The 11973-nt window shown below is 68.6% G+C and carries 10 protein-coding genes; 5 read left to right on the top strand and 5 right to left on the bottom strand.

Translation table 11 applies throughout. The features are described 5' to 3' along the window. Positions 1-160: 160 nt before the first annotated feature. Entirely contained in the window at positions 161-856 is a 696-nt protein-coding gene (locus ACFQU4_RS23045; protein WP_377496378.1) for an oxidoreductase, read from the bottom strand. A 195-nt stretch (positions 857-1051) separates the two neighbouring features. On the opposite strand from ACFQU4_RS23045, the gene ACFQU4_RS23040 reads away from it, so the two are divergent. From ACFQU4_RS23040 to ACFQU4_RS23025, 4 genes are all read left to right on the top strand, one after another. After that, positions 1052-1801 carry a class I SAM-dependent methyltransferase gene (locus ACFQU4_RS23040; RefSeq protein ID WP_377496376.1) on the top strand — a complete coding sequence of 250 codons (750 nt, stop codon included), beginning with the start codon at positions 1052-1054 and terminating at the stop codon, positions 1799-1801. Between the two features lie 159 nt (positions 1802-1960). After that, entirely contained in the window at positions 1961-2263 is a 303-nt protein-coding gene (locus ACFQU4_RS23035) for a DUF485 domain-containing protein (RefSeq protein WP_377496374.1), read from the top strand. Between the two features lie 5 nt (positions 2264-2268). Beyond that, positions 2269-3888, top strand: coding sequence for a cation acetate symporter (locus ACFQU4_RS23030; RefSeq protein WP_377496937.1), 1620 nt, complete (start codon positions 2269-2271; stop codon positions 3886-3888). A 161-nt stretch (positions 3889-4049) separates the two neighbouring features. Further along, positions 4050-4592, top strand: a complete 543-nt coding sequence (locus ACFQU4_RS23025) for a hypothetical protein (protein ID WP_377496372.1) — start codon at positions 4050-4052, stop codon at positions 4590-4592. Here the strand turns inward: ACFQU4_RS23025 and ACFQU4_RS23020 are convergent, their stop codons facing one another. Next, positions 4593-6323 carry a hypothetical protein gene (locus ACFQU4_RS23020; protein WP_377496370.1) on the bottom strand — a complete coding sequence of 577 codons (1731 nt, stop codon included), beginning with the start codon at positions 6321-6323 and terminating at the stop codon, positions 4593-4595. A 110-nt stretch (positions 6324-6433) separates the two neighbouring features. On the opposite strand from ACFQU4_RS23020, the gene ACFQU4_RS23015 reads away from it, so the two are divergent. Beyond that, on the top strand, positions 6434-7474 hold the full coding sequence (locus tag ACFQU4_RS23015) for an SIS domain-containing protein (protein WP_377496368.1): 1041 nt from the start codon (positions 6434-6436) through the stop codon (positions 7472-7474). Between the two features lie 63 nt (positions 7475-7537). Here the strand turns inward: ACFQU4_RS23015 and mmsB are convergent, their stop codons facing one another. Genes mmsB through chvE form a run of 3 tightly spaced genes read right to left on the bottom strand, consistent with a single transcriptional unit; the run spans position 7538 to position 11514 of the window. Then, a complete protein-coding gene (gene mmsB / locus ACFQU4_RS23010; RefSeq protein ID WP_377496366.1) occupies positions 7538-8785 on the bottom strand; it encodes a multiple monosaccharide ABC transporter permease in 1248 nt (415 codons plus the stop codon). A 34-nt stretch (positions 8786-8819) separates the two neighbouring features. After that, positions 8820-10355: a multiple monosaccharide ABC transporter ATP-binding protein gene (mmsA, locus tag ACFQU4_RS23005; RefSeq protein WP_377496364.1), complete on the bottom strand. Its 1536-nt coding sequence runs from the start codon at positions 10353-10355 to the stop codon at positions 8820-8822. 25 nt (positions 10356-10380) lie between these two features. Continuing rightward, a complete protein-coding gene (gene chvE / locus ACFQU4_RS23000; RefSeq protein ID WP_377496362.1) occupies positions 10381-11514 on the bottom strand; it encodes a multiple monosaccharide ABC transporter substrate-binding protein in 1134 nt (377 codons plus the stop codon). Positions 11515-11973 lie beyond the last annotated feature (459 nt).

Raw genomic sequence — 11973 nt, 5'->3', positions numbered from 1 at the left:
GAGGATCACCCACCTTCTATGGGTTGTTGCGCCATCGGGCGGCCCGACGCTGAGAGGGCACGCGCCTTGGCCAACACTACGGGCCGTGCGCGCTTGGTCACTCGGATATGTCGTGCTTGGCGGCGCCCGCTCTAGAGCGGGCGCCGTTATAACGTCCGGATCAATTCGCGGACTCGCCGATCCGGAACGCCAGCCGTTCCGCGGCCCCGGTCACCGCCCGAGCGACGTACGCAATCCACGGCCCGACCCCGGACACCTCGGCGTAGCCGGCGAGCCTCGCCCGGTACTCGTCGGCCAGGTCGCGATGCCCGACCGGTACCGGAACCACGCCGAGCGGATCGACGCCGCGCGCGACCAGGACGGCCTGCTCGACCACCCGAGCCACCACTCCGTCGCCGACCCCGAACGGCGCCACGGTCGCCAGCTCCGCATGCACGACCGCGGCCAGGACCAGACCCGGCGCCTCGCTCGGCGCGGTCAGCAACCGCTGCAGCCCGGCCAGCCGCTCGCCGGCCCCGGGCCGGATCCGGCCGAGCTCTTCGGGCGGCACCAGACCGTGTGCGATCAGCGTGTGCGCGCGGGCGATCACCTGCCCCGGCGCCCGGAGGATCGAGCCGGCCAACTCGTGCAGTTCTCCCGCGGCCCGTACGGCACCGGGCAGCAGCCCGTCGGGATCGTCGGACAGCTCCGCGTTGGCGCGCGCCCCGTCCAGCAGAGCCCGGGCCTGCAACTCCGGTGCGATCCGGCGCAGCCCGCGGTCCCGCAGCACGGCGTCGACGGAATCCCGGGCTGCCGCCACCGCGGACGGCACGCCCTCGAGTCCGGCCAGCGTGATCAACGGGTCGGGTTCGGTCACCCGGTCAGTGTGGCCGCACCGCCGCCGAACGACCAAGCTGCACAGCCCGCACCAGGCGTCCGGGACCACCGATGCAAGGCCGAAGGAGGGACCGAACGCGGCCCTGTCCAGACCCGGAAGAACACCGCACTACGCCGGGCCCGGGCGTCCCCGCGTGCCACGGTTCGGAGGCGGCCCTGCACTAGAGTCGGGGCCATGCAGGGTCCGCGATCTTCCCCGTTTCCGGCCCAGGCGCCGGCGTGGATGGTCGGCGACGGGCCGGCGCTGGTGCTCGACGTCGGGTCCGGTCGCGGCGGACTGGCCGGAATGCTCCATCAGGCCGGTCACCAGGTCTGTTGCCTGGACCGGAACGAAACGGCGATCCGCCGGCTGACCGAACGACTCGGCACCCGGCACGTCGTCGGGCAGGTCGAATCGCTGCCGTTCCTGGCCTGTCATTTCGATGTCGTCACCGCCGCGCAGACGCTGCACCGGTTCGCGCCGGGACTCGCGCTGTCCGAGATCGCGCGGGTGCTCCGGCCGGGGGGCCGGCTCGCCGTCCTGTACGTGACCCGGGACGACACCGTGCCCTGGGTGCAGCGGCTGGCCGCGCTGCTGCAGCGGTACGACCCCGCCGCGATGACCGGCGACTACGGCGCCGACTCGGTCGAGTGGATCGCCGAGAGCCCGTACTTCACCGAGCTGACCAGGAAGAACTTCCGCAACTGGGTGCCGGCCACCCGGGACGACCTGCGCGACATGGTGCGCCGCCGTCCGGCCACGGCCCAGCTGTCCGGCGACGAGCGGGACGAGCTGCTCGCGCAGGTCGACGACCTGTACGCCTCGGTGGCCCGACCGCCCGAACCGCTGATGCTGCCGTACCAGATCTCCTGCTGGCGAGCGGTCGTTGATCATTCCCAACTCAACCCGGCCGAAGCAGACAGCGGGGTTCAGATCCGCCTGTAGTGTCGCTGGCCAACCCCCACAACCGAACGATACTGTCGATCTTGGTTTGCCCGCGTCAGTCTGCGGCTCTCAGTGTGGAGGTTTCTCGTGGTTCAACCCCCTTTGCCAGGTCCCGGCCTTCCCGGCGGGGACAGTCCCGAGGCTCGTGCGTACAGCAGCGTGGCCCGCAGTCAGGAATTCGGCGAGTTGCGGCGCCGCTACCTCACCTTCGCGGTGACCGCCACGATCGTCTTCATGATCTGGTACATCGCCTACGTCATCTGCAACAACTGGGCCCGCGACTTCATGAACATCAAGGTGGCCGGCCACATCAATGTCGCGTTGATCTTCGGCCTGTTGCAGTTCGTGTCGACCTTCCTGATCGCGTTCCTGTACGCCAGGCACTCGCGCAAGTCCCTTGATCCGTTGGCCGATCAACTGCACGAGAAGTACGAGAACGAGCGGACGGAGGCGAACCGGTGATCACCATGATCCCGATGGCCACGGAGAGCAATCGTTTCCTCACGATCGCCCTGTTCCTGGTGATCGTCGCGCTGACGCTCTACATCACGTTCTGGGCGTCCCGGCACACCAAGAACGCGAACGACTACTACGCCGGCGGCCGATCCTTCTCCGGTTTCCAGAACGGCCTGGCGATCGGCGGCGACTACATGTCGGCGGCCTCGTTCCTCGGCATCTCCGGCTCCATTGCCCTGTACGGCTACGACGGTTTCCTCTATTCCATCGGGTTCCTGGTCGCCTGGCTGGTGGCGCTGCTGCTGGTCGCCGAGCTGCTGCGGAACTCCGGCAAGTACACGATGGCCGACCAGCTGGCGTTCCGGATGCGGCAGACGCCGGTCCGCGCGGCGGCGGCGAGCTCGACCATCGTCGTGTCGATCTTCTACCTGCTGGCCCAGATGGTCGGCGCCGGCAGCCTGGTCGCCCTGCTGCTGTCGGTGGACAGCCCGCTGCTGAAGAACCTGGTGATCATCGGCGTCGGCATCCTCATGATCGTTTACGTGACGCTGGGCGGCATGAAGGGCACCACCTGGGTGCAGATCGTCAAGGCCGTGCTGCTCATGATCGGCACCTTGTTGATCAGCATCCTGGTGCTGGCGAAGTTCGGGTTCAACCTGTCCACGCTGCTCGGCGCGGCCGCGGAGAACACCGGCAAGGGAGAGGCGTTCCTGCAACCGGGGCAGCTCTACGGCAAGACCCTGGTCGGCAAGTTCGACTTCCTGTCGCTGGGTCTGGCCCTGGTGCTCGGCACCGCCGGCCTGCCGCACATCTTGATCAGGTTCTACACCACGCCGACGGCGAAGGCGGCCCGCAAGTCGGTGCTGTGGGCGATCGGCCTGATCGGCGCCTTCTACCTGATGACGCTGGTGCTCGGCTTCGGCGCGGCGGCTCTGCTGGACACCTCCAAGGAGAGCGCGGTCGCGAAGTCCACCGGCAACCTGGCCTCGCCGCTGCTCGCCCAGGCCGTCGGCGGCGGCGACTCGATCGGCGGTTCGGTGCTGCTGGCGTTGATCGGCGCGGTCGCGTTCGCCACGATCCTGGCAGTGGTCGCCGGGCTCACCCTGACCTCGGCGTCCTCGGTGGCCCACGACCTCTACGCGAACGTGATCATGAAGGGCCGGGCGAGTGAGAAGAGCGAGCTGTTCGTGGTCCGGATCGCGGCGTTCGTGATCGGTGCGGTGGCGATCGCCCTGGCCATCCCGGCACAGCGGCTGAACATCGCGTTCCTGGTCGCGCTGGCCTTCGCGGTCGCCGCCTCGGCCAACCTGCCGGCGCTGATCTACAACCTGTTCTGGCGCCGGTTCAACACCGCGGGTGCGGTCTGGAGCATCTACGGCGGCCTGATCGCCGCGGTCGGGCTGGTGTTCTTCTCGCCGGTGGTGTCCGGCGCGTCGACCTCGCTCATCCCGAGCGTGAACTTCGCCTGGTTCCCGCTGAACAACCCGGGCCTGGTGTCGATCCCGATCGGCTTCCTGTGCGGCTTCCTCGGCACGATCCTGAGCAAGGACCGGACCAGCCAGGCCAGGTTCGACGAGTTGTCCGTACGTGCTCTGACCGGCGCCGGGGCCGAGAAGGCGTCCCCACACTAAGCCCTCGAGCGACTCGCGCCGGATGATCCCACACCTGGGATCATCCGGCGCAGTCGTTTCCGGACTGCGGCCGTTCGTCTCAGGATTGCGGTCATCCTCCCCTAACCGCCCGATTGTGCGACGATTTGCCGTGAAGATCACATAACTCGGGGGAGTTGGGAATGGCGCTTGAGCTCGACCTGCGTCCGGTCCTGATCACGGCTGCCGAAATTCGGCTCGCCGTACTCTCCGTCGTCCTGGTGATCGCGATCTCGGCGGCCTCGGTGCTGGTGTCACTGCCCGAGGGCGTACGGATGGTCGTCCTGTTCGTCCATCTCGGCTCGCTCATCGTCGGCTTCGGTGCGGTGCTCAGCATCGACTGGTACGGGCTGCTCTGGCTCCGCGGCCGGGCCACCCTGGCCGACGTGGTCGGGCATTCCCACCGTGCCACCGCGCTGACCTGGTGCGGGCTGACCGGGTTGTGCCTCAGCGGCATGCTGCTCGGACCGGAACTCGAGTCGCCGCTGACCTTGATCAAGATCGCGGCGGTCGCCGGGGCGGCGGCGGTCGGCGTGTGTGCGCTGGCGGCCGGCCGGCGGTTGCGCAGCTGGCAGCACAACCCGCCGCGGCGGGTGCTGATCTTCGGCGCCGTGCTCGCGGGCGCGTCCCAGGTGTTCTGGTGGACCGCGGTCGTGATCGGGTTCCTGGCCCGGGAAGCCCGCTGATCACCGTTCCGGACGTACGTCGGCGATCGCGCTGATCAACGTCGCCGCGCCCGAGCGGCCGGTCCGCACCAGCAGGCGCTGCTCCGACTCGGCCCGTCGCCCGGCCCAGTGCGGCAGCCGCGGCAGGTCGGGCGTGATCAAGGTCAGCTCGACCGCCTGATCGTCGAGCGTGCCCTGTAAGAGCCCGGCCGGCGAGAACACCCGGACCACCCGGATCTCGCCGATCCCGCTCCAGGGCAGCCGGCTGCGCAGTTCGGCCGACCAGAGGAAGCGTTCCCGGACCAGCTGGATCCCGGCCGGCTCGACCTGCACGCCGCCGCGGGCCAGCCGGGACGGCAGCAGCCAGCCGATCAGCCAGACCAGGCCGGCGACGGCCAGCAGCGGCAGCACCGGCCAGAGGGCCTGCTGCCAGACCGGCGCGTTCGCGAACGGCCTTACTCCGGAGCCGATCCACGCGGCTCCGATCATGATCAACACCGCGGCGCCGGTGATCACCGGAACGACTCCGCGGCGTGGCACGGCGATCCAGCGGACCGTCCGTACCAGCTCCTCCGGGTCGTCCGGCTCGACCGGATCCAGCCACCGGGAGACCAGATAGCGGAGCCGTTCGGCCGACTTCGGGTCACCGGCCGTGATCATCAGCCGCGGCCGGTCCGCCACCAGCCGCCGGGCCACCACGCCGGGCGGGACCACCCGGGCCCAGCGCGGCAGCGGCGGCGGCGCCGGGCTCTCGTTCAAGATCAACTCCAGGACGGTGGCCGGACCCCGCTGCCGCTCGTGCTGGGTGTCCGGGTTGATCAGGGGGCCCGGGTCGGAGTAGACGCCCGAGACACCACGCAGCGCCGGCCAGCCGATCGGCCACCGGCAGCCGGCCTGCCAGGCGAGCGGATCGCGGCACACCTCGATCCCGTCCGGCCCGACGGCGACGCCCTGCCGGGCCAGCGCCGCCGGCGCGAACCGGACCACTGCAGCGATCACGATCACGGCGAGGATGATCAGGACGATCAGCACCGGGTCGGTCCACCCGGAGGCCGTACCGCCCGAAACGTAAGTCCACAACGGCATCTGGGTCGCCGTCAGCCCGACCGCGCTCGCCAGTGCCCAGGAGACGATCGGCCCGACGCGCACCGGCACCCAGGTGCGGACCGGCGCGGAAGGACCGGCCACCGGTCGACCGTCCCGGATCCGTTCCACCGCAGCGAGGATCCGGTCCAGGTCCGGCTCCGGAAGCTGGACCAGGATCCGATGATCATCGGCCGGCGGTCCCTGGGGTGGCTTCGTGCCGGGCGGGAGGGCCGTGAACCAGACCGGCCCGCCGCCGGACGCCGGCTCGTCGACCGTGATCACCAACGCCGCGTCGGCCGTCCGGCCGGATGGACTGAGCGGCGTCACGCCCGTGATCGAAGTCGCAGGGAGGACGATCCGCCAGCCTCGGAACCACCACCGTGGCTCGGCGTAGAGGGTCAGCCCGGCCGCATCGGTCCGAAGTCCCTGCCGGGTCAGGAACCACGGCAGCCGAACCAGCAGCACGCCCACCGCCACCAGCACGGCGGCCGCGACCAGCGCGCAGACGACCGCGAGGCCGGTCTGCCGGGGAAAGAGGAGCACGGTGCCCAGCCCGGCCAGGACGGCCACCGGGATCAGGACCGCGAACGAGCGACGCAGCTGAATCCGCTCGATCGCCCCGAGCGGGAACGTCTCCGAGTCGTACCGGCCGTCGTCCTGCGTCACGGCGGGTAGTCAACCAGTCGGCGGTCGATCGGTCACGGAACGGGCGAGTGTGTCAAGGTTGTCCCGGCCAGGCCCACACCCCGGCCCAGCAGCAGCAGAAGGAGACGCCAATGCCCGATCCGGGCGCACGGATGGCCGCCGAGATCGCCGAACAGCCGGCGGCCTGGCGGCGGTTGTCGATCGAGGGACGCGACCAGGTACGCGCCGCGGCACGGCGGATCGCCGACTACGCACCGCGGTTCGTGCTGTTCGTCGCGCGGGGCACCAGTGATCATGCCGCCCTGTACGCGAAGTATCTGACCGAGATCGTGCTCCAGCTGCCGGCCGGGCTGGTCTCGCCGTCCACGATGACCACGTACGGGTCGCGCCCGGACCTCCGGCAGACGCTGATGATCGCGGTCAGCCAGTCCGGCGGGTCGCCGGACCTGGTCCAGTCGCTGCAGGTGGCCCGGGAGTGCGGTGCGCTGACCCTCGCCGTGACCAATCAGCCGTCCTCGCCGCTGGCCGAGGTCTCCGAGCTCGATCTCGACATCCGCGCCGGCGAGGAACGGGCGGTGGCGGCGACGAAGTCGTACACGACGCAGTTGCTGGCGCTCTATCTGCTGCTCGACGCGGTGCGCGGCGGAGACGGGTCGGCGACCGACGGGCTGCCCGAGCTGGCCGACCAGGTCATCGCCGACGACGACCAGTTCGTCCGGCTGGCCGAGCGGTACCGGTTCGCGTCCCGGCTGGTCAGCACCGGCCGCGGCTACTCGTACCCGACGGCGCGGGAGGCCGCGCTGAAGCTGATGGAGACCTCGTACCTGTCGGCGCAGGCGTTCTCCGGCGCCGATCTGCTGCACGGCCCGCTGGCCATGATCGACCGCCAGGTGCCGGTGCTCGCGACGATCAACGACGGCCACGGCGGCGCCGCCATGCTGCCGGTGCTGTCCCGGCTTCGTGACCTCGGTGCCGACGTCTGCTGCGTCGGTGCGGACGAGGCGGTCGGGGCGGCGTCGGCCGGTTACGCGCTGCCCGGCCAGGTCGCCGAGGAGGTGTCGCCGCTGCTGGAGATCATTCCGTTCCAGCTGCTGGCGCTGCATCTCTCGGTCGCCCGCGGCTCCGACCCGGACGCCCCGCGCGGGTTGGCCAAGGTGACCGAGACCCTCTGAGGGTCACGGATCCCGCAGCGCGCCGGGCGGCCCCCGGAGCCCGCCCGGCGCTGCTTTCGGTGATCACTTCGAGGCGTTCGCGGCCCGCCGCTTGTTGAAGATGTCGAACGCCACCGCGAGCAACAGCACGAAGCCCTTGATGAAGGCCTGCGCCTCGGTGCCGAGGCCGAGCAGCAGCATGCCGCTGTTCAGCACGCCCATGATCAGTCCGCCGATCATCGCGCCCGTCACGGTGCCGACGCCGCCGGTCACCGCCGCGCCGCCGATGAACACCGCGGCGATCGCGTCCAGCTCGAACCCGTTGCCCGCGTTGGGCAGCGCCGAGTTGCTCCGGGCCGTGAAGGCGATGCCGGCGATCGCCGACAGCACGCCCATGTTGACGAACAGCCAGAAGTCGACGGCCTTGGTGTTCACGCCGGACAGCTGCGCCGCCAGCAGGTTGCCGCCGCGGGCGTACACGTGCCTGCCGAATACCGAGCGGTTCATCACGACGGTGTAGCCGAGCACCAGCGCGGCCAGGATGATCAGCACGATCGGCGTACCGCGGTAGCTGGCCAGCACGAAGGTGATCGCCAGCAGGAAGATCAACATGAACGCGAGCTTGACCACGAACCACCACAGCGGCTCGTCCTCCAGCTGCAGCTTGACCCGCTTGCGGCGCTCCCGGATGCTCTGCGCCAGCAGGGCGATCGCGGCGACGAAGCCGAGCACCAGGGTCAGCGGTTCGAAGATGGACTGACCGCCGGCGAGGTCGGGCAGATAGCCGACGCCGATCTCGGCGTACTCCGGCGGGAACGGGGTGATCGGCACGTTCTGCAGCACCATCTGGGTCAGTCCCCGGAAGGTCAGCATGCCGGCCAGCGTCACGATGAATGCGGGGATCCCGATGTAGGCCACCCAGAACCCTTGCCAGGCACCGATCAGCGCCCCGATGACGATGCTGGCCAGGATGCCGAGCCAGACCGGCCAGTGCCAGTTGACGATCAGGATGCCACTCATCGCGCCGACGAACGCGACCACCGAACCGACCGAGAGGTCGATGTGGCCGGCGATGATGATCATCACCATCCCGATCGCCAAGATCAGGATGTACGCGTTCTGGCCGATGATCGAGGTCACGTTGCGCGGGGTCAGCAGGTTGCCCTGGGTCAGCCCCTGGAACAGCGCGATGATCACCACCAGCGCGATGAAGATGCCCACCTGGCGCAGTCGGCTGGCCAGGAAGGCCATCGCGCTGCTGGCCGGGGCCGGCCGCGGCGTGATCTTGGGAGTCTCCGGCGCCTGCTCCTGTGAGGGCGTGTTGACCGACATCAGGCCACTCCTCGCTTGTCGCACTCGGTCATGATCAGGATTCCTTGGTCATGTACTGCATCAGTTGCTCCGGATCGGCGGTCTCACTGGCCACCTCGCCGGTGATCCGGCCTGCCGACAGGGCGTAGATCCGGTCGCAGATGCCCAGCAGCTCCGGCAGTTCGGAGGAGATCACGATGATCGCCTTCCCCTCGCCGGCCAGCCGGTTGATGATCGTGTAGATCTCGTATTTGGCGCCCACGTCGATGCCGCGGGTCGGCTCGTCCAAGATCAGGACGTCGGGGTCGGCGAACATCCACTTGCTCAGCACGACCTTCTGCTGGTTGCCGCCGGACAGCTTGCCGGTGATCGCGGCGACGTTCGGCGCCTTGATCCGCATCGATTTGCGGTAGTCGTCGGCGATCAGCCGCTCGGCGTTGCTGTCCACCCAGCCCCACTGGGCGAGCTTGCCGAGCGCCGAGGCGGAGATGTTGCGCTTGATGTCCTCGATCAGGTTGAGCCCGTACCGCTTGCGGTCCTCGGTGGCGTACGCAATGCCGTGCTTGATCGCCTGCTGCACGGTGCGGATCTGGATCTCCTCGCCACGCTTGAAGATCCGGCCCGAGATGTTGTGCCCGTACGAGCGGCCGAAGACGCTCATCGCCAGCTCGGTCCGGCCGGCGCCCATCAGGCCGGCGATGCCGACCACCTCGCCGGCCTTGACGTTGAGATTGGCGTGATCGACAACGACCCGGCTGTGCTCCAGCGGATGGTGCACGGTCCAGTCCTCGATCCGGAGCACCTCGTCACCGATCTCCGGCATCCGGTCCGGGTAGCGGCTCTGCAGATCGCGGCCGACCATGCCCTTGATGATCCGCTCCTCCGACACCTCGTCGGTGTCTTCCGGATGCACCTTCAGGGTCTCGATCGTCCGGCCGTCCCGCAGGATCGTCACGTTGTCGGCGATCGAGCGGATCTCGTTCAGCTTGTGGCTGATGATGATGCAGGTGATCCCGTGATCACGCAGGCCTCGGATCAGGTCCAGCAGGTGCGCCGAGTCCTCGTCGTTCAGCGCCGCCGTCGGCTCGTCCAAGATCAACAACCGGACGTCCTTGGACAGCGCCTTGGCGATCTCCACCAACTGCTGCTTGCCGACGCCGATGTCCGTGATCCTGGTCGCCGGGTTCTCCGACAGACCGACCCGCCGGAGCAGCTTCGCCGCCTCGACGTTGGTCGCGTTCCAGTCGATCAGGCCGGCCCGGGACCGCTCGTTGCCGAGGAAGATGTTCTCCGCGATCGACAGGAACGGGCTCAGCGCCAGCTCCTGGTGGATGATCACGATCCCGGCCTTCTCGGAATCCCGGATCGACGAGTACGTGGCCGGCTGGCCGTCGTACACGATCGAGCCGTCGAAGCTGCCGTGCGGGTAGACCCCCGACAACACCTTCATCAGGGTCGACTTCCCGGCGCCGTTCTCGCCGCAGATCGCGTGCACCTCGCCGCGCTGGACGCTGAGGTTCACGTGCTGCAGGGCCTTGACGCCGGGGAACGTCTTGCTGATGTCGACCATCTCCAGGATGAGGTCGCTCATCGCGCTGCTCCTTCGCCGCCGCGGTCTACTGGCCGGACTCGACTTCTTCCTGGGTGTAATAGCCGGACTCGACCACGACCTTGATCAGGTTCGCCTTGGTCACGATGTGCGTGTCGTGCAGGAAGGTCGGCACGACCTTCACCTTGTTGTCGTACGTCTTCGTGTCGTTGACCTCGGGCTCGCGGCCGCTGAGCAGGTCGTCCACCATCTTCGACGCGGTCTCGCCGAGCAGCCGGGTGTCCTTGAAGATCGTCGAGTACTGGACGCCGTCCAGGATCAGCTTGTCGGACGGCTTCTCCGCGTCCTGACCGGTGACGATCGGGTTCGGGATCGCGGCGGCCTTGGTGGCGTTCAGGATGCCGCGGGACAGCCCGTCGTACGGAGCGAGCACACCGTCGAGCTTCTTGCCACCCTTGGCGTAGAAGCCGTTCAGGATGGTCTCCATCCGAGCCTGTGCGGTCTCCTGCTTCCACTGCTGGATGGCGACCTGGGAGAACTCGGTCTGGCCGGAGCCGACGGTCAGGATGCCCTTGTCGATGTACGGCTGGATGACGCTCATCGCGCCGTCGAAGAAGAAGTGCGCGTTGTTGTCGTCCGGGCTGCCGGCGAACAGCTCGATGGTCTTCTTGTCGGTCTGGCCGGTGTCCTTGCCGTCGGCGTCCAGGATGCCCAGGCCCTGCAGCAGCGAGGTGCCCTGCTGCACGCCGACCTTGTTGTTGTCGAAGGTGACGTAGTAGTCGACGTTCGGTGTCCCGTTGATCAGCCGGTCGTAGGCGATCACTTTGACGCCGTCCTCGGCGGCCGCGGCGAGCTGCTGAGACAGCGCGGTGCCGTCGATCGACGCGACGATGAGGGCCTTGGCGCCCTTGTTCAGCATCGACTCGATCTGCTGCTGCTGGTCCGGCACCTTGTCGTTGGCGTACTGCAGGTCGACCTTGTAACCGGCCGCCTCGAGCTTCTCCTTGACGTTGTTGCCGTCGTCGATCCACCGCTCGGAGGTCTTGGTCGGCATCGCGACGCCGATCAACGCACCCTTGTTGTCCCCACCGGCGGGCTGCTGCGCCCCCGGGTCACCGGCCCGCGTGCCGGCGCACCCGGCCAGGCCCAGCACCAGGGCCGCGCCAACGGCCACTCCGGCGATCAATTTGCGACGTTCCACGAGATACCCCTCCACAATGAATCGGCTCGTCGGTACGAGAACGGAATCGGGCTCCCCCATCGGCGATTCCAGTCGCTCCGGCGTAACAAGGTCGAAATGTGACCGGTCACATCGTTACCCCTGGGAGCAGGATGAGTCAAGCGATCCGGGCCCGTACGCAACCCAAACGTGTCCGAAACCCCCAATACCCCGCCCCACCAAACCCCGCTGACCCGGCACAAAAGCAGGCGTTCTGGCGGCGCGTCGCTGCACAGCTGCCCGGTCACTGCGGACGGCGGATGGGCCGTTCAGGGTGCGGGAACCTGCCCGACCCGACCCCGCCCACAGCGACTGGATGCCCCTATGTTTGTCAAGGGGTCGCGGGTGTGGGTTCTGCGGGTCGGAGGGCTTTGGTGATGATCTTGTGGACGTCGCGGGCGATGTAGCGTTTGAGGCGGCGGATGATGTCGCGTTTGGACT

Source organism: Microlunatus sp. GCM10028923 (assembly GCF_042666975.1).
Classification (GTDB): Bacteria; Actinomycetota; Actinomycetes; order Propionibacteriales; family Propionibacteriaceae; genus Microlunatus.
This window is presented reverse-complemented; position numbering and strand designations above follow the sequence as displayed.

Bases quoted from the DNA above. Each gene is read 5' to 3' on its own strand.
- ACFQU4_RS23030 (WP_377496937.1), top strand. From the start codon at position 2,269: ATGATCCCGATGGCCACGGAGAGCAATCGTTTCCTCACGATCGCCCTG.
- ACFQU4_RS23040 (WP_377496376.1), top strand. From the start codon at position 1,052: ATGCAGGGTCCGCGATCTTCCCCGTTTCCGGCCCAGGCGCCGGCGTGG.
- mmsA (WP_377496364.1), bottom strand. From the start codon at position 10,355: ATGAGCGACCTCATCCTGGAGATGGTCGACATCAGCAAGACGTTCCCC.
- mmsB (WP_377496366.1), bottom strand. From the start codon at position 8,785: ATGTCGGTCAACACGCCCTCACAGGAGCAGGCGCCGGAGACTCCCAAG.
- ACFQU4_RS23025 (WP_377496372.1), top strand. From the start codon at position 4,050: ATGGCGCTTGAGCTCGACCTGCGTCCGGTCCTGATCACGGCTGCCGAA.
- ACFQU4_RS23015 (WP_377496368.1), top strand. From the start codon at position 6,434: ATGCCCGATCCGGGCGCACGGATGGCCGCCGAGATCGCCGAACAGCCG.